Genomic DNA, 24,918 nt, shown 5'->3' with positions numbered 1-24,918 from the left:
CCTGCTCACATCTACTTGCAAGGTTTGCTAACTCTACGCGCCTTCGCTCTCAGACATATGCCGTAAGTTGCTCTTATCATTGATGATGCGGAACATCTCGTGATTCAGGAGTTGATGGCATACCTCTTGCAAACAGAGAGCGTTAAGTGCCGGGCATTAGAAAAGTGAACAGGACACAGCGAGTGGGCATTGGCTGGGGGTGTGGCCGGAGTTTTCCTTGTTGGGAATTTCCGGGCGAGCGCCCACGCCCCCAGCCATTTTCACTCGCCGCTTTTGCTATGGGGACGTTAGGTCACTCTTTCCTTCAGAAAAGTTCATCAAAGCTCTGAAAGACCGTGCAGCGAATCACAAGGTTTGCCACGAGATTTGACACTCTCTTCGTCTTCCTCTTTTCTCCCATTCCAGCCGATTTGGACGCCGTCTCTGAGCTCCCTGCTGAACGCCTTCCAAAATCGAGGAGCAGTCCCAGAAGGGCGAGGTGCTATGATGAAAAGCCAAGAGGAATTCACAAATCGGTTTTGCCTTCGATCCAATTAGAAAAAGCCCGCAGCATCAACTGCGGGCTTTTCCTGATCTGGCACTTAATAGAACTGATCCTGAAACTTGAAATTGCTCTCTCAAACACTGAGAAAAGCGGCTATTCCAGAGGTTTTCGGACGGATTCTACAGAAAGCCTGGACTGCTATTCGTATGTCCGTGTAGGGGTTGCGACCTTTCGGTAACCGAGATCACGGATCACTTCCAAGACTTCGCTCCAGGTGGGGAACTGACGCCCACTGCGACGCTTGTAGTCATCCATTGCTTTCATGAACTCGACTTCATCAGGCTGGTAGTCACGTTCGCAGGTGGTTGGATCAATCTGTCGTCGTCTTTCGACAGTCCGGCGCGAGCTGACTCGTTTTTCATCACCCGAGAATTCTTTTGCTTCGACGACTCTTCGATCACTTTGAGTCCGACGTCGTACTCCTCGACGATCTGTTTTTGTGTCGACAACTGCGGCTGAATCGTTCGCCATTAATGACTCCTACATAACTTGTTTGAGGGGAGTTGCGTGGTGCTTCTTCCTCACTCCCTGGGGCTGACACACGCAACTTTTTTTGTGAGAGAATCCTTCACCTGAAATGTGCTTCATTTTCCCGAATAGGCAAACTCGGAGCCGCAGGAAGGGCAGAAAAGCTAGGGAACCATGTCCGATGTTTCTGGTTGTAGCGACAAGACATGCAGTTGCATCAACGAATTCTTGAGCGTTTTTCCGGAACTCAAATCAGATTTCAGAAACTTCCAAAGTCCCCAAGCGTGAATTTTCGTCAAAATCGTCAAAATCGTCTGAAAGGCTACGGGAACGAATCATTCGCACCCGAACTATTTGATAACGGACGAAAGCAATCTGCCTGAGCCTGCGCTGATGTCAGCGACGGGCCTTCAATCTGAGCACGACTGCCTTTCAGCCATGTAGAGTTGAATAGACATTGAAACCGAGGACGGAAAGCGTGAAATCAGAATACTCAGAGTTTGTCGACACGCTGACGGCACTCAATCGCACATCTCGCCAGTTCATCTCAGAGCAATATTCTGAATGGAATGCTGTCAGTGAGTCAGCTGCTGTTCTTTTGAAACTTCTCGCTAACGAGGGAACAGAGCAGTGGACCCAAACAAAGCTGGCACAGGAAATGTGTGTCTCAGAATCCAGCTTATGCACGTTGATCGAACGACTCCGGGGAGAGCAACTCCTTCACCGTGAGCGGGATGCAATAGACCGCCGGAAAACTCGCCTAACTCTGACACCCCAAGGACACTTGGCCGCGGAGCAAATTTCACTGACCGACAGAAAAATCGAAGCCACACTGCAGAAGCATCTTTCAAATGAAGCAAAAATCAGTTTGGTCGATGCGTGCCAGTCGTTACTCGATGCTTGCAAAAAGTCGCAACTGGATGGCGACCTGACAAGGAGGGCAGCGTAATGCGTATTCGATCCCGTAAATTAAAATCCTGGATCACCTGTCTGATTGGACTCTCAGTCGTGGGTTCCTCTGTAGGATGCTCACGCTCATTCTGGAGGCAGCAAGCAGATGCCGACACCTATGAAGCGATCACAGAACACCTGACCGACCAACGCTGGGCCGTCCCCAGGATCGATCTGACGCCGGACCCGCGGAGTCGTTTTTATGATCCCTACGACCCGGACCACGCTCCACTCCCTCCAGATGATCCAGCAGCCCACACCTACATGCATTGGGTGAATGGCTGGGAAGGCTACAAATGCTGGCATCAATTCGGAGACTTGATGAGTGTCGAAAACCCTCAGTGGTTGGCACAGTTTGGATTTACTCCAGAGATGATCGACGAAGTCACCGGAGAGTACATCGCTCCGGTTCCACAATTGGAAAATGTGAAGCTCGTCGAAGCGATCGAACTCTCGCAAATTCATAGTCGAGACTATCAGTTCGAATTGGAGAATTTGTTCCTCACAGCTTTAGCTGTCACGTTTGAGCGGTATCAACTTGGGGTTCGTTATCTGGAACCGACAGGTGGCGTCTCTGGAACATTGACAGAGGGAGGTGGCCTGGGCCGTTTCAACGTTAACTCGATCGGCGTGAGTCAATCACTTCCCTGGGGAACACAACTTGTTACGAGCTTGGCGAACACGACTTTGTGGTCATTTGGAGCAGGCGGGCAAAGCTCGTCTGTTTCCACACTTTCGTTTCAGATTCTGCAACCATTGCTCAACGATGCAGGTCGAAAAGTCAACTTGGAAAATTTGACCCAAATCGAACGGGATCTTCTGTATCAAGCTCGTAGTCTCGCTCGATTCCGGAAGGAATTGTTTACAGACATCGTTCAAGACTATCTGGGCCTGCTGCAACAATTTCAGGCGATTCGCAACGAAGAGGGCAACATTGAACGTCTTCGTGAACAACTTGAACGCTTGCTGGCTGCCAACCAGCCAGAATTTTCTTCAGCAAATGTCGAAGTCCCGGATCTCGGTGCTGATTTCGAAATCCCTGAAGAATTACAGCATAAATTGGACTATCGCCTCAAACGACTCATTTGGCGCGGGCTCATGACCGCCCAGGAAGAGCAAATTTTCCGAAACATTCGGCCCGATCCGGAGTTTCAAGCAAAGATTGATGAATTGAAAAGCTCACTTCCTAACGTCGCGAGTGGATTAAACGTTTTGCAGGTTCAGTTTGATTTAACGAACTCGGTCAACCGCTTGCGCGGACAAGAACGAGCTCTCCAAGACAGTCTTGATTCGTTCAAGATCAGTCTGGGCTTACCTCCTGACATGCAGATGACAATCAACGACCGAATGCTCAAGCCATTTGAAGTCATCGACCCTCGCCTCACCGAGCAAGAAGAACTTATTAAGGACTTCATTGAAGAGCTGTATGTCGATAACGCGACAGAACCTTCTCAACTCAAAACAATTGCGACAAATTTTTCAGCGATACTGGAAACGGTCAAACGAGATGTTGTCGAAGTCATTGGTAACGATCTTGATAAATTCAAAACGATCCTGCCAACCCGTTTAGAGACTTTAGAAGAGCCGAGTGCCAAAGCGCAACTCATGGCGGACTACACACAGGTCAAAGATCGCTATGAGGCTTTTCTGGGAGACTTCGGAGATATCGAAGCAGCGACGGAAGCAATCCTTGTTCGATTAGAACAGCCAGACATCGACGAAGTTCTGGCTCTTCAACTGCTGTCTCAGCTCATTGATATGAGGCAGGATTTGCTGCTTAAAGTCCAAAGTGCTGCTGTGATTCAGGTGAGTTCACGTGTAGAATTGATTGACATTGCCGAATTCGATGTTTCGTTGGAGGACGCAACATATACGGCGGTCGATCAACGATTGGACTTAATGAATTCACGAGCCCGTGTGATGGATGCCCGCCGGCGTGTTGAAGTGATTGCCAATGACCTCAAAAGTGTCTTGGATGTTGGCATCGACGGAAGTCTCTCAACCCCTTCAGGTGAGACAAACCCCTTTGATTTCCGTAGTGACACCGGACAACTGACAGCATCGTTATCATTTGACACTCCGCTCGATCAAATTGACGAACGGAACGCCTACCGCGAGGCATTAATCGCATACCAACGTCAACGCCGAAATTACATGGCTGCTGAGGATGAGGTGAAGGCAAGCGTGCGGACAGCTTGGCGTCAACTGAATGTCCTCAAGCAAAACCTGGAGACTTCTCGACTGGCTGTTCGAATTGCCGCATTACAGTACGAATCGGCTGTTGCGGAAGGGGCTGCCCCCAAAGATCCACGGCAAGTTGCCAACAGCGGGTCAAGTGGTGTGGAAGGCCAAAACTTGACGAGAGCACTGAGTTCGATCCTGCAAGCACAGAACCAGTTAATCTCGAACTACGTGAGTTACGAACGAAATCGACTTAACATTTACCGAGATATGGGTATCATGGACATTGGTCCAGATGGCATCTGGAACGACCAAGTCTATCGCAACCTGGACAGATTCGATGAAGAAGCTGTCAATAATGGTGGGTTCAATGAAGACAATAACATCAACGAAAACGACTCAGCGGTCCGGCAACTCAACGGTCTGGATCGCGGCGGCAATCGGGTTAGTCTGCTTGGGGGGACTCGCCCTGGCGACGAGAACGATGAGCCCGGGGTTGTGGAGCTCGATCACGTTCTCGGGCGGCTCGGCGAAAATCCCGGCAGATCTGCTGACGTCGAAAGTGGAGCGAGGCCCTTTCCTGGTCAGTTTGTCGGTACAAGGGAATCTCGACAGTCAGAGTAACGCCACACTCTCCAGCGCAGTCGAAGGAACAACAACGATCATCTCGATTGTTCCAGAAGGAACGATTGTTGAGGCAGGCGACATCGTCTGTGAGTTGGACTCCTCCTCACTTCGCGAGAAGGCCAAGCAGCAAGAAATTACCGTCACCCAGGCGGATGCTGCGTTGGCTCAGGCGATCGAAGCTCTCGAAATTCAAAAGAAACAAAACGAAAGTGATATCGCTGCAGCAGAACTCAAGTGGGATCTCGCGAAGCTCGATCTCGAAATGTACACCAAAGGTGAATATCCTCAACTGGAAAAACAGTTGAACGGTAGTGTCGCGCTCGCTGAAGAAGAATTGCTTCGCGTTCAGGAAAACCAGACCTTCACCCAAGAGCAGGTCAAAAAAGGGTACCGCACGCAAAACGAACTCGACGCTGCCCGGATTGCCGTAAAACAGGCCGAGCTGAAATTGCAAGGGGCCAGAGAAGAATTAAAGGTGCTTGTCGATTTCACAAAAAGACGCACCGAGGCAGAACTCAAGGCCAACGACAAAGAATTTGAGTTGGAACTGGAACGAACCAAGCTCAAAGCCAGAGCTGCTCAAACACAGTACGAAAAAGATGTGGAAGCCCGAAAGCTGACTTATGAAGTCGAACTCGAACGCTTTGAAGACAACAAGGCTCAAATTGAGGCGTGCATCCTGAAGGCCCCGCAAAAAGGCGAAGTCGTCTACGCCAGCATGTCGGGAAGTCGTCGTTCCAGTGAGCCGGTGAACATCGAAGAAGGAGCGACGATTCGTGAACGTCAGGCAATTATTAACCTGCCCGATGTGACTCAAATGAAAGTCGATTGCCGGATTCACGAATCACTGATCGGTTCTGTTCGGAAAGGTCTTCCCGCCCGTATTCGTATCGACGCCTATCCTGGACAATATTTTAACGGGGTCATCAAGACAGTCTCTTCAGTCCCGATGGCAGGCTCATGGCCGAACACCGACTTGCGTGAGTACTCGACAGAAATTCACCTGACGGATGAAGTTGAAAAAATCCGCAAACTGCGTCCCGGTCTCACTGCACAAGTCGAAATCCTGGTCGACAACCGCCAAGACGTTCTGCAAGTTCCGGTTCAGTCAATTGTCACAGTCGCTGGTCAACAATTTTCCTTTGTTATCAACCAGCAAGGTCGACCGGAACGACGCGAAGTCAAGATCGGAGAGTCAAATCAATCTCACGTAGAGATCCTCGATGGAATTGAAGCTGGTGAGCAGGTTGTTCTAAATCCTCAAAGCCGATTTGAAGATGAGATCAACGAATTAAAAGCTGAACTCGCAAGTGAAAATGGTGACGGACTTTCTGATCTCCAAACTCCTCCGGATTCACAAGAGGAAGAAAAGCCAAAAGGAAAACCTGAGAAAGAGGCTGCCAAAGGGCCACCAGCAGGAGGCTTTGATCCCGCAGCAATCATCTCTCGTTTAGATAAAGATGGGGATGGGAAAATCAGCAAAGAAGAAGCCCCCGCTCAAATGAAGGAACGTTTCGACTCAATGGACACCGACAAAGATGGAAAAATTTCCAAGGCCGAATTCAGCGCAGCTCCAAGGAAACGGTAAGCATTTTCCCGAAGTCCGCCTGGGAGTTTTGAATCGATTTTCACACCCAACTTGAAGTCCCTAAAACCGTTCTCATAAAACTCCCAGACATTCACCTGTTCGCAATTGAAGAAACGTTTGAAGCTCCATGGAACTGACTGCAAAGCTTGTCAACCTGCAAAAGCATTACGACCTTGGTTCAGTCGTCGTGAAAGCGCTGCGCGGTGTCTCTCTTGATATTCCTGAAGGGGATTTCCTGGCGATCATGGGGTCTTCGGGATCGGGCAAGAGTACCATGCTCAATCTCCTCGGCGGTCTCGATCGACCAACCAGCGGAGAGTATTACCTGCGTGGTCAGAATGTTGCTCTCCTGAGTGATGACGAACTCTCTGCGATTCGAAACGGTTTGATCGGGTTCATCTTTCAGTCGTTTAATCTTGTTGCACAGTACAGCGTCCTGGAAAACATCGCTGTTCCTCTCCTGTACCGACCGGGCTATCCACCCGTTTCCTCAGAGGACGAAGACCGATGCAACGAATTGGCGAAGATGGTCGGACTGGGTGACCGGACCGATCACCGACCGTATCAGCTTTCGGGGGGACAGCAACAACGTGTCGCCATCGCGAGATCCCTCATCAACGATCCAGCGATTATTATGGCCGATGAACCGACAGGAAACCTCGATTCAAAAACTGGCGAAGAGATCCTCGGCATGCTGAAAATGCTCAACGAGGAAGGCCGTACGATCATTATGGTGACACACGAACCTGAAGTCGCCGAACAATCCAAGAACCAGATTTTCATGAAAGACGGCTTGATCGCCGGGCACGGTATTTTCCGGGGATAAACTCCCATTTTCCTGATATGGCCCATCCATGAAAGTGCATCGTTTGCAGAATTCCCCCCTTCCTCATTTCCTCCTCCATTCAGCCTGACAACTCCTTCCAATGTACCATCTTCTGCGGACAATCCGTTTAGCTGTCAAAAGCTTATTGCTGCACAAGCTGCGGTCCGGCTTGACGATGCTTGGAATCGTTTTTGGAGTTTTTTCTGTGATTGCGATGCTCGCAATTGGAGAAGGAGCAAGTCAGCAAGCTCAAGAACAGGTTCTTCTGCTCGGTGCAAACAACATCATCGTACGCAGTGTGAAGCCACCAGAAGACAGCGGCAGCAGCGGATCAGGCGGAAGAGTGTTGCGATATGGCCTGACTCGTGAGGACTTTAATATTCTTGAGAAAACAGTGCCGCGATTGGGTGGCATTGTGCCCGTTCGTGAAGTCGTCTTGAATGTCCGAAATCGAGACCACCACATGAACCCCCGGATCGTTGGCTGCACTCCGGAATATCAGGAGATGAACCATTTACAGATGTCAGCAGGCCGGTTTCTGTCCGATCAGGATATGACCAACCTCGCAAATGTTGTCGTCATCGCCAGCGAGACAGCCGAACGTCTTTTCCCACTCGAGAACCCGATCAACAAGTCTGTTCAAATTGGAAATCGGGCGTATCGCGTTATTGGAATCACAAGAGAACGGACCGCCTCTGCAGCCATTGGTGGAAGTCTCTCCGGGCAGGATTACAACAAAGACATTTACATGCCGCTGGATACGTTCCAGTCTCGAATTAACACCAAGGATACGATTATCAAACGGGCGCAAGGTAGCTTTAGTGCTGTTTCACTTGTGTACGACCAAATCACATTGAAGATCAATCACCCCAACATCGTCGATAATCCAGAATTGTTGCTCGCCACCGCAGACATGGTCAGAGAAACGATGGAAGCAAAGCATGCGAGCGCACGAGACGTCGATGTGATTGTTCCCCTCGAACTACTCAAACAAGCTGAGCAACTGCGAAACATCTTCAATGTTGTTCTCGGTTCTATCGCAGGGATTAGTTTGCTCGTTGGTGGTATCGGGATCATGAATATCATGCTCGCCACGGTCACCGAACGAACTCGTGAAATCGGTGTTCGTCGCGCTTTGGGAGCCAGACGTATCGACATCACTCAGCAGTTTCTCATTGAGACAATCGTCCTTTCCGGAATCGGCGGGCTCGTCGGAATGGGACTGGGAATTCTCACCCCTTACGCATTCTGGGTCATCAAAATCGTCGTATCAAATTACATTTTGGACTCAGGTGGCGCAACATCAGAGATGGCGAATATGTTCCTGACAATGACCCCGAAGGTCGCAATCTGGAGCCTTCCGGTTGCATTCGGATTCTCAGTGATGACAGGGCTCGTCTTTGGTGTCTATCCCGCGCGCTCTGCGGCTCGCCTTGACCCAATCGAAGCTCTTCGCCACGAGTAAATGATCCGCATATCCAGAAGAACCGTTATCTCTTTCCAATTGCTCGGTTGAGATGTGCGCGGTCTGACTCTTTCTTCAACTTGACCCGGTTTCGTTCGCTAACGTTCTGCTGAAGTGTGAGTTCTTCGAATTGATTGAAGAACTCGATCACATCAAAGTCGACGTGAAGTTTCATTCGTCCTCATCGAAAAACTCGGCAACGGGTCTCCCCAAAGAGACACCAGCCCGGCGGTACTTAGTTTCTAGAACAAATCCAATATTGGTCTTTACGTTCTGCCTTGTGGCGAGCGGTCTATGAAGTCATGAAAGTGAGCTTCACAGTCACGACTAACATTGAAATGTTCTAGAGCTCAGTTTTTTGGATCAGTTCGAATTGACTTCATGGTGAGCGAAGGAGTCAAAGTTGATTGAAGTTTCGAAGTTTCGAAAAATTTACTCTGGAACAGTCGCCGTTGAACAAGTTGATTTTCTTGTTCAACCGGGGGAAATCCTTGGTTTGATCGGCCCTAACGGGGCTGGCAAAACGACGACCCTCCGTTCTCTATGCGGACTGACCGTCCCCACGGAAGGGACACTTTCAATTTGTGGCTTTGATATCGAAAAGCAGCCACTAGAAGTCAAAAAACGGATCGCCTACATCCCTGACGATCCGCCATTGTTCCCAGAACTTACCGTTGAGCAGCACCTGGCATTCACCGCGTCCGTTTTTTCCGTCGCCAATGCCAAAGACAAAGCGAGTGAACTTCTCGAAACCTTTGAGCTGACGAGTCGAAGAACGACCCGTGCGTCTGATTTATCGAGAGGGATGCGACAAAAACTCGCCATCTGTTGCAGCTATCTTCATGCTCCAGAAGTGATTCTTCTCGACGAGCCGATGACCGGACTTGATCCGCATGGAATTCGCAAACTCAAAGAGTCGCTTCAACAAAGAGCCGCTCAGGGAACGTCTGTGATCGTCAGTTCGCACCTGCTGGCGATGGTGGAAGACATCTGTTCAACGGTTCTGATTTTAAAAGAAGGGCAACAGAGGTTCTTTGGATCAATCGCAGAACTCAAATCTCTGTTCACAGCAAATTGCGATGAAGCCACTCTCGAACAGATCTTTTTCCAAGCGACCGAAACGGAGTTCCGCCAGAGCGTCTCGGCTGAAGAAACAAAATTGGCGTCGCTATGAAGAGTGATAACATGAAGAGCGACAGCGTCAGTTCGTTCATCCACCCGGCATTGCTTCGCCTGACTCACATGAGAATGCGAGGCCGGCTAAGCTCGATGGTTGCCAGTTTCAGGCAACCTCGAAAACTGATTGTTTCGATCCTCGGGGCAGTCCTCGCTGTGGTTTGGCTGAGCAATGTGGTAGCCAGCATCCTGTTTCGTGAACAGTACGATCCAGAAACACTTCGTTTATGGATGACTCTTTCGCTGACCGTTTACGCCGGGTGGCATTTCGTGCGAGTCTCCTGGCAGCGACCGGACGCCTCGATTGAATGGTCTCAGGCAGAACAAAACAACCTGATCCCCAGTCCGTTCACTCGAAAAGAACTCGTTCAATATCGCCTGGCGACTGTACTGGGTGTGACGACGCTCAAAGCTGCGATTGGCGTGACGCTCTTACTTCCCGATCTTCCCAAACCGTGGTTGGGATTCATTGCTCTCTGGTTTGCTCTCGCACTCGTAGAATTGATCCGACTGATTTCTGATACCGTTACGACCGGGATGTCCACACGCACATACCGAGTCTTCAGAGCAAGTGTTGTATTTCTAGTGGTTTGCCTGGGGGTCAAGCTGAGCCTGGGAGCTCTCCAACAAACTCAAGCGGGTGATCCGAATTCAGAAATTCCTATCTTCTTTCAGTTCATGAAAAACTTCTTTTCAGTGGCACTCGCTGGAATTGAATCACCACTTGGTCAATGGGTCTCTGCTCCATTCGGATGGTTTGTTGAATTGATGACCGCATCGACTCTTTCCAGTTCTATCTTATTATTGACAGCAGCTGGAATCTCAACGTTGATCGTTTCTGTCTGGATACTCGTCAGACTGGACCGGTGGAGTGAAGAAGCCGTTCGCCTGCGTGACAAGGATCTCGATAGACTGCAGGAGTCAGTCCTCCAGGAGACACTCAAGCATGATTTGACTCACTGGAAATTGCCGAATCACATCGTTCGATTGTGTGGCGGGGCAGTCGTCTGGCGTCAGATGGTGGGTCTCTATCGGTATGGAACAGGTGCAACATTATCTCTGATCCCTCCAGCGATCTTATCCGTCATGCCTTTATTCATGACGAGGCTGAGCGACCGACTGGCGATTGTCAATTTTCTTGGCGGGTTGGTCTTTTACTCGTTCTTGCTGCTCCCGGCTGCAATGAAGTTTGATTTCCGGAGAGACTACAGTCACCTGTTGCTCCTGAAAATGCTCCCCATCGCCCCCTGGAAAGTTGTCGTCGGCCAGCTCGCAACACCTGTCATCATCACCACACTCTTTCAGTACTCGATGATCGCAATCGCCTGTGCCGTGCGCGGCATGGACCCGGGCGTACTTATCGCCGCGTTACTTTCATTCCCCGCCATGAACTTTGCAGTGTACGGATGGGAAAATTTGATGTTCCTGATTTTCCCACAGAAGTTGAAGCAAGAAGGGCTGGAAGTCTTTCTGCGAACCACTGTGATCTTCACAGCGAAAGGGATCGCGTTTGTCGTCGCCTTCGCTTTACTCTTCTTCTGGGCTCTTCTTTCAACAGAATTGGCGAAGAGCCTGCAGGCCACTGTGCCGCTTCTCGGTGATCATCGACTCGTCTTCGGGATCGGTGTCTGGTGTGCAGTCAGCTCAGTTGGTGTCGTCATGACATACCTCGCTGCCCGCCGCTTCCAATCACTTGATGCGTTTCCAGAATCTCAAACTCAATAAGATCGTGACTGTCCCATCCTGTTTGGAGAGGTGTGATTCACTCTCTCCAAACAGAGTTTTGCTCTGTGGCAGCGATCGAACAATCATCCTCATCGAACGAGTATGACCAACAGCAATCTCGAGAACTGCAGATTTAATTCGCTGTGAGCACAAACTCTGATGTTTCAGGAGTGCCGATCATGCTAACGTCTGCACTCTCATCAGTCAGATATTTCAAGGCGATTTCTTCGATCTCGTCATAGTCGCGATACCCCACGAAGCCATCGACGGCCACTCCATCGACGAAGAAGAGAATTGTCGGGATCGATGAAGCTTCGTAATGCTTGGCGATTGCTTTTTTCTCGTCGACATCAACTTTGACGACTTTCAATCGTCCTGCATACTCCTCTTCGAGTTGAACAAGGTGAGGGTGGAGTAATTTGCACGGCCCGCACCAGTCAGCTTTGAAGTCGACAAGGACAGGAATGTCGCTGTTAATGACAGTCTCTTGAAACCATTCATCGTCCGGTGGAGTTTTTGGTGTCTCCTGTACGATTTTGTCTGCTGAGACTCCTTTTCTATCTCGGTCCTGTGGTGCCATGACAACCGCGTAGAGGAACAGCAAACCGACGAATACGGCGGCAACAAGAAGTATGATACGTTCGACCATGATGAAATTCGTCCAATTCAGAACCGGGTATTGTTTCGCGGCGTGCTCATCTGTATTTTAACGTACGAGGAATGTTTCGGACAGCGAATATCTTAGAGATCGACGACAGCATGCTGAACATGGCTGAATTCTCACTCTAGACTTTTCTGCTCAAACGATGAAGTCTCTACCAGAAGAGAACGATTATGAAACTCGTGGCTGCACTGTTGTGTCTATTTCTGACGTTGGAATGCCGAGCCGCGGAGATACCCGCCGCCGTCAAAAACACCCAGCCAGAAACACATCCTTTGCTTTCTCCTGAACAAGCATTGGAGAAACTGACGCTTCCGCCGGGATTTCGTGCCACGGTTTTTGCAGCTGAACCGGAGATTCGCCAACCGATCGGAATGGCTTTCGATGCTCGTGGACGTTTATGGGTCGCTGAGAACGACACGTACGCTGAAAGCCGAACGAATTACGATTTGACTCAACATGACCGGGTCCTGATCTTTGAAGACACTGACCATGATGGACGCTCGGATTCGCGGAAGGTCTTTTGGGATCAGGGACAACATCTCACAAGCGTTGAAGTTGGTTTCGGAGGAGTCTGGGTGCTGTGTGCTCCAGATCTTCTTTTCATCCCTGATAAAAATGGCGATGACATCCCCGATGGGGAACCACAGGTCATGCTCACAGGCTTCGACAACAAGACAATTCGCCATAACATTGTGAACGGATTGAAATGGGGACCGGATGGCTGGCTTTACGGTCGACACGGCATCACAACGACCTCTTTCGTTGGGACGCCTGAGACTCCAGAAGAATTACGGACACCCATCAATTGCGGAATCTGGCGATTTCATCCGGTCACGAAGAAATTTGAAGTCGTCTCCCGTGGGACAACAAATTCCTGGGGGCATGACTGGGACAAACATGGTGAATTATTCTTTATTAACACAGTGATCGGACACCTCTGGCATGCGATCCCGGGCTCACACCTCGAAAGAATGTTTGGCGAGGACATCAACCCACATCTATACCGTCTCATGCCGCAAGTCGCTGACCATTTCCACTGGAACACAGAGGAAAAGTGGTCGGATATTCGCAAAACAGGAGTTACCTCCACAACCGACACCGCAGGTGGAGGACATGCTCATTGTGGAATGATGATCTACCAGGGAACAAACTGGCCGCAGGAATATCGAGGGGATGTCTTCGCACTGAATCTGCACGGCCGTCGCTTCAATCGTGATCTCCTACAAAGAGACGGAGCAGGGTTTGTCGCTCGGCACCGGGAGGACTTTGCCAAGACTGACGACTTGTGGTTTCGTGGAATCGACCTTGCACACGGACCTGACGGCGGCGTCTTTGTTCTCGACTGGTCCGACATCGGCGAATGCCATGAAAATGACGGGGTCCACCGCACCTCTGGGCGAATCTACAAGGTCGTCTACGGAAACGTCGATGCCACTCAAGTTCAGGACTACGCACAACTGAGCAATGACGAACTCACTGCAAAACTCTTCGAGGAAGATGCATGGCATCACCGCATGGCCCGCCGTATTCTTCAGGAACGTTTTGTCGCTGGTCAAGACATGACACCTGTCCGATTGCAACTTAAGGAGACGTTGCACAGCCAGAAGCCAGTCGTTTCTCGGCTCAATGCACTTTGGACAATCCACTCGACGGGGGGGGTGAGTGATGCAGATCTGGAGCGTTTACTCGACAATGATGAAGAGGCTCTGCGGAGTTGGGCCGTACAACTGTTCGCACAGCAGGCAAGCCCGCAAGTGGCTGCTCAGAAATTTCAGAAACTGGCGATGAATGAATCATCGGGACTTGTCCTTCAACACATCGCTTCAGCACTTCAACGATTGCCTGTGGACCAGCGACTTCCGGTCGCAGCCGCTTTACTCAAGCATACAAATTTCGCACAAGACCGCTTTCTTCCGTTAATGATCTGGTATGCCATCGAGCCGTCGGTAGCACGATTTCCGGATCAGGCTGTCGAGCTGTTAGCAAGTTGTCAGCAGCCCGAAATTCAGAAATTCATCTCACGGCGAATTGCATCTGATTATCGCGAACAGAAAGCGGCAGTGGACAAATTGATCGACGTGGCGATGACCGACGTAGGCGAAACAGCCCAGCAAATCCTTCAAGGAATTCAGCTCGCTCTTGATGGATGGCGAAAAGCAGACAAACCGAAAAACTGGGACGAGGCGAGCGCCAAAATGCTTGCCAGAAAGAATGATCAACTGACCGAACTCGTACAGTTACTTTCGGTCACATTCGGGGATGGGCGTGCATTAGACGAATTGCGAGCCGTCGCTGTCGATGGGGCTCAACCATTTTCAGTCCGCAGCAACGCGATTCGAGCATTAGTCACCGCTCGAGATGAACAGTCTCGTGAAGTCCTTCAAAAGCTGTTGAACGACCGAGATCTCGGAGTCGATGCAATTCGAGGCCTGGCAGTCATTGGAGATCAAAACACTCCCCAGCTCATTGTCAATCGTTACAACAGCTTCCGCGGACATATCCAACCGATCGCAATGGAAACACTTTGCTCTCGCCCGGAGTACGCGACTGTTCTCCTCAAGGCAGTCGAACAGAAAAAAATTGCTGCTGAAGCGATCCCCCCATTTTACGTTCGACAAATGCGCAGCTTTGAGGACGATTCGTTAAAGCAGCAACTCCAAGAACTCTACCCTGAATGGCGGCACACATCCGAGGAGAAAAAACGCCGTGCCGACGAACTTCGTCAACTTCTTACAGAGAGCGCGTTGACCAGCGCCGATATGAAGCAGGGGCAAGCATTGTTCGAGAAGACTTGCTCAGCCTGTCATAAACTTTACGGGCAGGGTGGAAATCTCGGGCCCGATTTGACTGGTTCGCAACGTTCGAATTTGAACTATCTTCTCGGGAATATTGTCGACCCAAGTGCCGAAGTGGCGGAGAAATTTCAGATGTCGATTCTCGTCCTGGGCGACGGTCGTGCCATCAGCGGGGTGATTCAGTCTGAAAATGAGACAACACTTCTCATCAAAACCCCTAATGAAGAACTCACCGTCCTGAAAGACGACATTGAAGCCCGAAAGAATTCAAAACTCTCAATGATGCCTGAGCGGCAACTGGACAAAATGTCCAACAAAGAGATCCTCGACCTGTTTTCATTCTTAATGTCGAAGCAGTAATTCTCTTCGGTTCATGGCTTCGTAGAAATTGACGGAGCAGTTTTAACATGATCGAAGAAATTCGAAATTCGTTCCGAACGATAAACTGACCAGCCAAACCCGGTCTGTTCTGCGGAGCTTTTGATGAGTAGATCAAAAACTCGCTGCGGTGTTTGCTCGTAAGTTACTTCGAAAATCTCTGCCCACTGTTGTTCGCCCGGCGCGTAGTCGGTCCGCTCCCCGTTTTCATCTCGGATCTCTCCTCCATTCGTAACGAGGACATTTCCGGTTTGCGGAAGCCAGTCGACATCACACAAAAACGTGGAATAGAACCCGCCACGTTCGTATCCATCATACTCCCAGACTTGCTCTACGGTCATGTCCTGCTCATCGACCTTGAACTCGACAACCCGGCTTCGGTTCTCCTTTGCATGCAATATCTTATCAAACGGGACCGCTTGGTAGTTCCCGTTATCAAAGAGCAACAGGGTCCCCTGTGGCGTGATTTCAACTGCATGCTGATGATACTGCCAACTTGGGCGACCGATGGGTTTCAACAACTTTCGAGAATGCTTCCCTTTCCACTTCCGTGGATTCCCCAAAATCCAAACCAGTTCGCCAGACTTACGATCAATCTTAATCACCGCATCCTGATGCCGCACCGAGACAAGAATACTGTCGTCTCGGGGATCGTGTGTCACGGAATTGGAATGGCTCCAATCGAATGTCCCGCCGGGGACATTTTCATATCCGCGCGAATCCCAAAAATTGTGAAGCGATCCGTACCCGATCCGGCGGGGATCGAGCAATTCGAAGAGTGAGTAACTTCGCAGTACGGTTCCATCTGTGCGAAACTCGACAACAACATCAGTAACCAGATTCGCTTCCGGAATTCTCCGGCGAGAATGATAGGTCGGGTCGAAATACGGCTTCACTTGATTCAACGTTGTTGAAAGTGCAAGAAAGGTCTCATCGTCAAGCATCACTGCGTCATGATGCAGTGAATCAACAGCTACCGGCGTTGCATGGCTCGGGACTTCGCGGCCCAGGTTCGCGGAATTCCACTGGCGAACGACATTGCCGAACAAGTCTATTTCGATCAGCCCCTCGGTGCGGTTTCCATAACCATATAGCAGGTTTCCGTTTGAAAGTTGTCGGACAATAAAAATCATATGCTGAGCTTGATAAAACCACCGGACTCGGCCATTGGCATCGAGCGCAACAATCGCTCCAAACTCGGTATCAGGTTTATTCTTCTTCCAGCGAATCAAGTTGAAGAGAGTCAAACCGGCTTCCATACGCTGTGGCATCGAAAGCCGAACATCAAACTCAGGAAACAGATCGGGCAGCGGTTCGGTCTCAATCTGCAACGGCTCGCTTTGCAACTCTGCTTGCCCTCCGTCGCGAACGAGCGAGATTGTCACTGTGTATTGAATTTCCGGTTTGAGATCGAGAAGCGGAATCGAGTAAGCCTGTTCTCCCGCGACAAGAGAAGGACTTTTAAAGTCCGAAAGCCTCTTTCTTAAAGTCGACTTTCCCTGACTATAAGAAATTTCAATGTGTACTTTTCCAGGAACGGGCTTCTCTGCCGACTGGTGAGGCAGAGAGAAATTCAACCAGCCTGCATTGGGAACCGCCCGGTTCGGATTCTGTGTCCATGTCAGAGGCCTCAGAAATTCAAGACTGCCTGAAGCAGGAGCTGCCGAAGAAGGATCTGCCTGCGTTGTTTTCTTTGACTTAGTTTTGTTCGACGAAGTGGGGTTCGGCGTGGCCATTCTCAGCGAATTGGTCTTCACCGACCGGTTCGTCTTTGCAAGTTCTTCCTCCACCGTAGCTGCTGATGCCTCCAACTTGACGGAGGAATCTCCCTCCCCCTGACATCCGCAGAGAACAACAATTGGAAGAAGACGCTGCAATAGGCGGTACATAAAAATGTTTCGACACTCTCACTGCTCACATTCACTGCTACAGAGCACGAATTCGATTCACTCCTCAGCTTGATGAACTTCAACAATCTGTTTGATTTGCTCTATCTGCTGCTCGAGTTTTTTGTATTCATCTCCTGTTCGCGCGAAGCTTTTTGTGAGGTGTTCCATAAACCTTCCAGCCGCTTTCCGAACGGCCGGATCTTTGTTTGTCTCAGCATTTCTATATCGAATTTCTAAATCTTGCAACTGCGAGACAACAACGTTGCGTGGAATGACAAGTTTTTCGATGTCGATATTGTCCGATAAATATATTTTCATCGTCGGTCGAAGATCGTAGACCACAGCCATATCAGTCCGGCTGAGACTGGCTCGGGCAACGCCACCGATGATATCAACCTCATAATCGATGGTGACCGAAGCGTCGTCGATCTTTCGAGTTGGACCAGGACCAGGTAGCAGAATCAATTGAAGTTCAGGAGCTTTGGTCTCCGCAAATTCTTTAAGGACGCGATTCGCATCGGCTGTCTTACCAGTATAATACAACGATTCGCTTCCGTTGACCCAGGTCATGAGAACCCGAGTTTCGTCGTTGACAGCATCCACCAGATTTGGCCAGTCGGTATAATTCTCTTTCGCGAGCGGTTGATTCCCTGCTTCTGATATCGCCAGAGCAAAGCAGGATGTTGAGTAGAAACAGACAGTCAGAAAGAACAGGAAAGCTTTCATGGCAACTCCTTGGATTTGAGTGATCTCATACCTCTTTGCTTGTATTGTGAAAGCCACTCCGAAAAGTGTCGCAGAAAGAATGAGATCCCCCTTTTTTTCTCCGGCCGATGATGTTCCTCCATTCAATCAACCAACCACCATCACAACTCATCAGCGAATCCGATTTTATGATCAGCTCGCAAACTGGGCAACCTGAGACCACCAAGCTTACAGCCCATGGAGGTCATTCTCGTATTCGTGCACCCTTCACAAACGAGAGGAGATCAGCCCTAGAGTAGAGACCAGCCCCGGAGAATACCCCGGGACCATCAAAACCTTCCAGATGCAAGGAATTCTCGCTTCTTAGCAATTCTTTGTTCGCAGGGTGTGACGATTCGGAATCGAAATCAATACGATGTGAGTAAAAACATTCACTTCCAGGATTTCTGAATGCCTCCTTATCAGCCACGCCGAAACAAGTCCAGCCAGCAGAAGAAAACGAAACGGACTCCCTATATGGGGAAGGCCCGTAAGGAATCCCGCTTGCCTTTAGACGATAAATTCCTCGTTCAAAGACCGTTTTTGCGCAACGACATCAGTTCCATTCCTGTTGCGCGGCTAAAAACTACCACAAAACATCCGACAGTTTTTCGCAAACGAATTGCGAATGTCGCAGACCAATCTGCTCATGGTGACGTCGTCCAGGTCCGGGCGGATTCAGGCGAGACGGTCGGGTACGGATTCTGGAATCCTCGCGCAGAAGCAACGATCCGCATGCTCAGCTGGGGAGAGGTTCTTCCCGATGAACGGTGGTGGGAAGCACAAATCAAACAGGCGGTCTCGCTCAGAAAAGACCTGCTGCAACTCAAGTCGCGAACCAATGCCTATCGGCTGATCAACGCCGAAGGGGACGGTTTCCCGGGTCTCGTTGTCGATCTCTACTCCGACGTGATCACAGTGCAGACCTATACACTCGGGATGTATCAACGAGGAGAAGCCATCGCCCGAATGATTGCGAAAATCCTTGATACGAAACACTGGGTCGTTCGAACTGGTCCGGCCACTTTTCCACAAGAAGGTTTTTTAGCAGATGGTTTCGAATCGGGAAAAGTTCCTGAAAAGTTGATGATCACTGAACAAGGTGCTAAGTACGAAATTCATCCATTTGAAGGTCACAAGACCGGATTCTTTTGCGATCAACGAGAGAATCGAATTCAGTTGAGAGATTACTGCAAAGGGAAAGATGTCCTCGACCTCTGCTGCTACTCAGGCGGATTCTCTATCAACGCAGCACTCGGTGGAGCAAAAAAAGTGACCGGTGTCGACCTGGATGAGGAGGCAATCGAATTTGCAAAACGAAATGCAAACTTGAACAAGTCGAAAGTGAAATTTGTCCATGCCGACGCCTTCGCCTACATGCGAGACATGCAGCGAAACAACAAGCTCTACGACGTGATTATTCTTGATCCACCGAAACTAATTCGTGGTCGTGATGAAATGCACGAAGGGCAAAACAAGTATTTCGACTTCAACCAACTCGCAGCGTCACTCGTCAAACCGGGCGGGCTGTTACTGAGTTGCAGTTGTTCCGGGTTGCTCTCCATGTCCGACTTCACAATGACTGTCCGAGCAGCCATCACCGAGAGGACACCCAGGATTCTGGCACGATCCGGCGCTGGCCCCGATCATCCAGTCCAAGCGAACTGCCTGGAGACGGAATATCTGAAATGTTTGTGGATGCAACTTTGATCACGCATCTGTTGGGGGCAGACACATGACGTCTCCGGGAAGTGTGCGGGAAAATCAACGTTCTCTGATGATGGATAGTCGACCGACTTCATTTTCGATATTCTGAAGATTGCCAACCATCTCACAAAAGTGCGTGAGTGGTTTTCTTTTAACGATCGAAGTAGCGAGGAGAGTTCCGTGTCAAAGCCATCTCATAACACCCGCAGAGACTTTCTTCAGAAAACTTCAGCGATCACTTCTGCAGCGGCAGTTGCTTCTGTTTTTCCTTCAACCGCTTCAGCAATCAGCGAAACCGCGTCTCCTAATGAGAAGATTAATCTCGGCGTGATCGGGATCGGTCCACGTTGCACCTATGACCTGACGGCAATGTTAAAGTTTGATGACATTCGCTGCGTCGCCATTGCCGATGTGCAGTCCCGCCGACGCGACGCCGGAAAAGCGCTGGTCGACAAACATTACGAAAATAAAGATTGCAAGCTGTATCAAGACTTTCGCGATCTTCTCGATCGAAAAGATATCGATGCGGTCCTCGTTGCAACCGGTGATCGTTGGCACGCCGATGCATCCATCCTCGCAGCCAAAGCTGGCAAAGACGTTTACAGCGAAAAACCCTGCGGGATCACAATCGCGAAATGTCAGGAACTCTCCGCGACGATGCATGAAGAGAAGCGAGTCTTTCAAGCAGGAACTCAGAGGCGAAGCGTCCCGAATTTCCAGAAAGCGGTCGAGCTCGCACATTCTGGAAAACTTGGCAAGCTGCACACGATGCATGCGTCAATCTATCTACCGGTCCTCGATAACACTTGGCTTCCTGCAGAGCCGACACCAGCAAAGAACGTTTGCGATTGGAATATCTGGCTGGGACCGGCAGCGTGGCGTCCTTTCAACCAGAAGTATGTGGATGGACGCTGGCGCGGGCAGTGGGATTTCGATTCAGGAGCCAAACTTCTCGATTGGGGAGCACATACCGTTGACCTTTGCCAATGGGCGAATCAGGCCGACGACACAATGCCAATCGAATATGAACCGCACGAAGATCACATCCTTTGTCGATACGAAAACGGTGTGAAGCTGATTATCGACTTCTTACCAGAGCCGTTCGGCAATCGTGATCCTCATTACATCACTCGATTGGGAACATGCCCGGTCCGGTTTATCGGAGAAGATGGCTGGGTTGAAACCGGCGATAGTGGTGAGATCGTCGCCAAGCCTGAATCGTTGCAAAAACAGCTTGGTGATCAAACCAAACGGGTCCGAGGCTTGGACGTCGGCGCACACTCCAGAGACTTCTTTGACTGTATCCGTTCACGAGGAAAGACGGCCGCCAATCAAGATGTGATGAGACGCTCACACATCGCTTGCCACGCTGCCGCTTTGGCCTGGATACTGAATCGAAAACTGAGAATCGATCCAGTGAAAGAAGAATTCATCAACGACGAAGAAGCAAACTTGCTGCGGTCCCGTCCCGATCGAAACTGGGCAGTATAAGATTCATCAAACGCCGACATTTCACGCCGTGTTAAAGTTCTGTCGAATTTTGATTCCAACAAGTGGGTCGATCATTGCTGATGTCGCGAGCTGAACTGAATTCGCACCCGCATCGAGATATCGTTGCACGTCGTCGGCTGTTTTGATTCCACCAACGCCGATGATATCCAGTTTGAGATTATTCGCTTCGACAATTTCCCGGCAGCGGCGCACCTGCTCAATGGACAGATCACGTGAGGCATCGCCACAGATTCCGCGTTGCTCCCCGTCGAAGAGAAACTTTCCGGCTGAGTCGGTGACTCTCGTGGGAATACTGTTCGTCGTCACGATCGCGTCGACATGATCATTTAATTGAATCAAGAGTTCTTGCAGCGTTTTTTGGTCGGCCAAATAACCAATCTTGACCAGTAACGGACCATCCTCGCCGGCATACTTTTGAACAGTCTTTGCAACCAGAGCAGCATCAGCTGGGTTCTGAAAAAGTTGTCCATCTTCGCTGCAAACGTTGGGACAAGAGAAGTTCATCTCGACACAGTCAGCGTTGGCATCGAATGCCCAAGACGCGCAATCGGCGTAGTTATCAGCGAGTTCTTCGAGTCCCCAGCCTGGCTGCATCGTCCCGACAACTGAAACGGAAAGCAGTTGGCCTTCAGAAAGACGAGCTTTGGCTTTTTTGACATCACCAATCCAAAATCGCGCTGCTTGCGACGGCATCCCAAATGAAACAGCCCAGCTCCCGTCGAGTTCGTCAGCCAAGGGAACGCTGGCTTCGTCACCTGTCATCATTTCAGGTTGAACCGGGACCAGATTCGGCAATGGATAGCACTCATGAGGGTCGGTGCGGACAGTTTTATAAGTCAGAACGTCGAAGCCTAGAGCAGCGTATGAACTGACCCATTTTCCATTCAATAGTGGCCCGGCAGCAATTCCAAGCGGAGAATTGACAGGAATCCCGCAATACGTCCATTCACCCGGACACTCAGGGACTTCCACCTCTGGCGGAGTCTTCGGAGCTTTCTTGAAATTCCAGTCATAAGTCTGGGATGGATCATACTTAGGAATCTTGACGCCAGATTCACCATTCATGTTTTCTTTGCTCGCAAAAAGATATCATCGATTTCAGACATCCCTAACCATCGTGCACTGAGCCAGTAGCAGAGAACACTTCCAACAAAGGGAATCAACAATTGCAGGGCGTAAGTGGCGACTTGCTCTCCCCCTGACAGATTCTTGAGTATCGCCAGACAGACAAGGACCATCAACGTGGTCGCGACAACAGTCTTCCATAAGGTTCGCAGCACCAATGCCCAGTCGAATGGCCCCAATTGAGCGTTCATCTTCCATGTTGTGATTGCCAGTTGCAACGTTGTGGCACAAATGCTTCCCAAGGCAAGTCCAACTCCCTGAAAGGGAACGACAAACAGAATGTTCAAGAGGAAATTGATCAAGAGTGCGACGACCCCAAATTTCATTGGTGTGACACGGTCGCCGGTTGCATAAAACGCACGGTTGAGAACGGTCAGTCCAATGGCAGTCCAGACTCCGGCTCCATAGGTCGCAATCATTTGGGCGGTGAGGGAACTGTCTTCAGCAGTGAATTGACCATGACGAAAAAGCAAATTGGTGAGCGGTTCCGCCAGGACGAACAAGCCGGCACTCGATGGAAGCGCAATCGCAATCGTCAATCGAATCCCCTTGCAAAGATCATCTCGAAGTAACCCGAGCTCCCCCTTTTGAGCATGCTGAGTCAGTAGCGGGTAAAGCACTGTTCCAAGTGCAATTCCAAACACGCCCAAAGGAAACTGATACATTCGCTGACCGATATACAACGTAGTCGCGGTCCCCGCAGGCAAGAGAGCGGGAATCCCAAATGCTTGCAAAGGAGCCAATCCCCCGCCATCTGGAGCCGCCAGCCCCCAAGCCATCAGGCTGTCGAGAATCGCATTGAACTGGACCACCGAAATCCCAGCCACGACAGGCAGCATCGTCATGATCACTTCATGAACACGTGGCCAACCTGACCGCCAATTGCGAGTCAGCCCCATATTCAACCGCTGCAACACAAAAAACGGAAGCAAACACTGCACCACACCCGCAGCGACGATAGCCCCAGCCACAAGACGAACCTGTGTCTGTTCGTCCTCGGTCAGAAGTAGTGCGACGCCGACGCCGGTTAACCACAAGACATTCAAAACGACCGGAACCAACGCAGGCCACAGAAAGATTCTCAGGGCATGAAGTGCAGCGGAGAGCAGGGCAGCCGAGCATATGAAGACCATATAAGGGAGCATGATTGCCAGAAGTTGCAGCAAGAGCACTGTCGAACTCGAAAAGTTACCATTCATCAGCGCCCAGAAAATCGCTGCTTCTCCAGTGAGAACCAGCAACGAGAGAAAAGAGGCAAGCGCGACAGCGACCGCAGTCAGCGTTGCCCGGGCTGCAGCGGAGCCCCGTTCAGTCTGCTCTCGAAGATAGACCGGCAAAAACGCCGTCGTGAGCGCACCCTCACCGAAGAGTTGCCGCGTTAGATTGGGAAGTCGAAAGGCGACAATGAACACATCTAATACAGTCCCCGCTCCGAACAGTGACGCCATCGCGATATCACGTCCCAGCCCAAGGAGACGACTCAGAAGCGTACACAAGCTGACGATCCGCAGATTCTTAACAATGCTTGAATTCGCGATGCTTGAGGTTGCATCGCGAGCATCGGCGTCAGAGGTCACTTCCGATTCCTCTGAGGGCATCGAATTCTCCAAGTGATCATTTGCAGGTGAAAATCCGAACGTTACCGAATCCGCTTTCGGAAGAATACTCTTAATCTCATAAATCTTGATGACTCAATTGTTGACATTCAAACAGAGAGGCTTGAACCTTCCTCAGAAGAGAACAGATCGAGTCATTGTCTGGCTTGACCAGTCGCACACGTGCAAGTCAACTGAGGAACTCAACTCATGCCGACGTTGGGAATTTTTGTGAAACAACCGATTCCGGGCAAAGTCAAAACTCGCCTGGGAGCCAAGATCGGCAACGACCGCTCAGCAGAGTTGTACACAGCTTTCCAGAAGGATCTTCTCGAACGTTGTCACATCGAAGATGTGAAACGTGTGCTTTGTTTCTCGTCTCCGGCCTCGAATTCAAGGGAATTCTTCACGGAACTCTCAGAGGACAACGACGAGCTTTGGGAACAGCCCAAGCTGGAGTTGGGGGAACGTCTCAAGCAGTTTTTCGCCGAAGCTTTGAAGGCAAACGGTCCGGTCGTCGTGATCGGATCAGACAGCCCGACGCTCCCGCAAAGCTACATCGAACAGGCTTTCGAGTTGCTGAAACAGCATGATGTGGTCATAGGTCCGGCGGTCGATGGAGGATACTACCTGGTCGGGCAACGAACTCCCGTGCCCGAAGTCTTTGATGACATCGACTGGAGTGGAGTCGATGTGCTGGACCAAACTGTCCAAAAAGTGCAGGGGAGTGGGGCCTCTCTCGGCTTACTTCCCCCTTGGTACGACATCGACAGTCTCGACGATTTAATGTTTCTACGCGGGCATTTGAACGCACTTGAGTGTGCAGGAACAACGGATGAGATTCCACGAAGAACGCGAAAACTCGTCGAAGAAATTCTCAACGCTCTCGCGACAGAGACTTAAAGCTTTGCCGGACACTTGAACTGTCCGGCAAAATTTTCTTGCTTTACTTGCATTA

18 protein-coding genes are annotated in these 24,918 nt (G+C 50.3%); 11 read left to right on the top strand and 7 right to left on the bottom strand.

Going from position 1 to position 24,918, the window contains the following annotated elements; all coding sequences use genetic code 11:
- Positions 1-682 precede the first annotated feature (682 nt).
- The gene (locus Mal48_RS06635; protein WP_145197303.1) at positions 683-1,015 is read right to left on the bottom strand and encodes a hypothetical protein; all 333 of its coding nucleotides are present in this window, start codon (positions 1,013-1,015) and stop codon (positions 683-685) included.
- A gap of 475 nt (positions 1,016-1,490) precedes the next feature.
- Between Mal48_RS06635 and Mal48_RS06630 the strand changes: the two genes are divergently transcribed.
- From Mal48_RS06630 to Mal48_RS06610, 5 genes are all read left to right on the top strand, one after another.
- A complete protein-coding gene (locus tag Mal48_RS06630) occupies positions 1,491-1,961 on the top strand; it encodes a MarR family winged helix-turn-helix transcriptional regulator (RefSeq protein WP_197442116.1) in 471 nt (156 codons plus the stop codon).
- Positions 1,961-4,768 (top strand): TolC family protein, encoded by a 2,808-nt coding sequence (locus Mal48_RS06625; protein WP_145197298.1) that lies wholly within the window; start codon positions 1,961-1,963, stop codon positions 4,766-4,768. The genes Mal48_RS06630 and Mal48_RS06625 overlap by 1 nt, the downstream gene beginning before the upstream one ends.
- Positions 4,707-6,359 (top strand): efflux RND transporter periplasmic adaptor subunit, encoded by a 1,653-nt coding sequence (locus tag Mal48_RS06620; protein WP_197442115.1) that lies wholly within the window; start codon positions 4,707-4,709, stop codon positions 6,357-6,359. The genes Mal48_RS06625 and Mal48_RS06620 overlap by 62 nt, the downstream gene beginning before the upstream one ends.
- 127 nt (positions 6,360-6,486) lie before the next feature.
- Entirely contained in the window at positions 6,487-7,185 is a 699-nt protein-coding gene (locus Mal48_RS06615) for an ABC transporter ATP-binding protein (protein ID WP_145197294.1), read from the top strand.
- A gap of 100 nt (positions 7,186-7,285) precedes the next feature.
- Entirely contained in the window at positions 7,286-8,650 is a 1,365-nt protein-coding gene (locus Mal48_RS06610) for an ABC transporter permease (RefSeq protein ID WP_145197292.1), read from the top strand.
- Positions 8,651-8,675: 25 nt separating this feature from the next.
- Here Mal48_RS06610 and Mal48_RS23185 read toward each other — a convergent pair whose 3' ends face one another.
- Entirely contained in the window at positions 8,676-8,825 is a 150-nt protein-coding gene (locus tag Mal48_RS23185) for a hypothetical protein (RefSeq protein ID WP_197442114.1), read from the bottom strand.
- A gap of 228 nt (positions 8,826-9,053) precedes the next feature.
- Between Mal48_RS23185 and Mal48_RS06605 the strand changes: the two genes are divergently transcribed.
- Together Mal48_RS06605 and Mal48_RS06600 are read left to right on the top strand one after the other, a co-directional pair.
- Positions 9,054-9,824 (top strand): ABC transporter ATP-binding protein, encoded by a 771-nt coding sequence (locus Mal48_RS06605; RefSeq protein WP_145197290.1) that lies wholly within the window; start codon positions 9,054-9,056, stop codon positions 9,822-9,824.
- Between the two features lie 11 nt (positions 9,825-9,835).
- Positions 9,836-11,551, top strand: a complete 1,716-nt coding sequence (locus Mal48_RS06600; protein WP_145197288.1) for a hypothetical protein — start codon at positions 9,836-9,838, stop codon at positions 11,549-11,551.
- A 133-nt stretch (positions 11,552-11,684) separates the two neighbouring features.
- Here Mal48_RS06600 and trxA read toward each other — a convergent pair whose 3' ends face one another.
- The gene (gene trxA, locus Mal48_RS06595) at positions 11,685-12,200 is read right to left on the bottom strand and encodes a thioredoxin (protein WP_197442113.1); all 516 of its coding nucleotides are present in this window, start codon (positions 12,198-12,200) and stop codon (positions 11,685-11,687) included.
- A 185-nt stretch (positions 12,201-12,385) separates the two neighbouring features.
- On the opposite strand from trxA, the gene Mal48_RS06590 reads away from it, so the two are divergent.
- On the top strand, positions 12,386-15,370 hold the full coding sequence (locus Mal48_RS06590) for a PVC-type heme-binding CxxCH protein (RefSeq protein ID WP_145197286.1): 2,985 nt from the start codon (positions 12,386-12,388) through the stop codon (positions 15,368-15,370).
- A gap of 11 nt (positions 15,371-15,381) precedes the next feature.
- Here Mal48_RS06590 and Mal48_RS06585 read toward each other — a convergent pair whose 3' ends face one another.
- Positions 15,382-17,277, bottom strand: coding sequence for an aryl-sulfate sulfotransferase (locus Mal48_RS06585; protein ID WP_145197284.1), 1,896 nt, complete (start codon positions 17,275-17,277; stop codon positions 15,382-15,384).
- Positions 17,278-17,334: 57 nt separating this feature from the next.
- Positions 17,335-18,003, bottom strand: a complete 669-nt coding sequence (locus Mal48_RS06580; protein WP_145197283.1) for a hypothetical protein — start codon at positions 18,001-18,003, stop codon at positions 17,335-17,337.
- Between the two features lie 429 nt (positions 18,004-18,432).
- On the opposite strand from Mal48_RS06580, the gene Mal48_RS06575 reads away from it, so the two are divergent.
- Together Mal48_RS06575 and Mal48_RS06570 are read left to right on the top strand one after the other, a co-directional pair.
- Positions 18,433-19,731, top strand: a complete 1,299-nt coding sequence (locus Mal48_RS06575; RefSeq protein WP_145197281.1) for a class I SAM-dependent rRNA methyltransferase — start codon at positions 18,433-18,435, stop codon at positions 19,729-19,731.
- 177 nt (positions 19,732-19,908) lie between these two features.
- On the top strand, positions 19,909-21,219 hold the full coding sequence (locus Mal48_RS06570; RefSeq protein WP_145197279.1) for a Gfo/Idh/MocA family oxidoreductase: 1,311 nt from the start codon (positions 19,909-19,911) through the stop codon (positions 21,217-21,219).
- A 21-nt stretch (positions 21,220-21,240) separates the two neighbouring features.
- On the opposite strand, the gene Mal48_RS06565 is transcribed toward Mal48_RS06570, so the two are convergent.
- On the bottom strand, positions 21,241-22,305 hold the full coding sequence (locus Mal48_RS06565; protein ID WP_145197277.1) for a beta/alpha barrel domain-containing protein: 1,065 nt from the start codon (positions 22,303-22,305) through the stop codon (positions 21,241-21,243).
- A complete protein-coding gene (gene murJ / locus Mal48_RS06560) occupies positions 22,302-23,963 on the bottom strand; it encodes a murein biosynthesis integral membrane protein MurJ (RefSeq protein WP_145197275.1) in 1,662 nt (553 codons plus the stop codon). Before murJ ends, Mal48_RS06565 begins: the two co-directional genes overlap by 4 nt.
- Before the next feature lie 207 nt (positions 23,964-24,170).
- Here murJ and Mal48_RS06555 point away from each other — a divergent pair, with 207 nt between their 5' ends.
- On the top strand, positions 24,171-24,863 hold the full coding sequence (locus tag Mal48_RS06555; RefSeq protein ID WP_145197273.1) for a TIGR04282 family arsenosugar biosynthesis glycosyltransferase: 693 nt from the start codon (positions 24,171-24,173) through the stop codon (positions 24,861-24,863).
- Positions 24,864-24,918 lie beyond the last annotated feature (55 nt).

Source organism: Thalassoglobus polymorphus (assembly GCF_007744255.1).
In the GTDB taxonomy this organism is placed as follows: Bacteria; Planctomycetota; Planctomycetia; order Planctomycetales; family Planctomycetaceae; genus Thalassoglobus; species Thalassoglobus polymorphus.
Note: the sequence above shows the minus strand (reverse complement) of the source record. Positions and strands in the feature narration are given on the sequence as shown.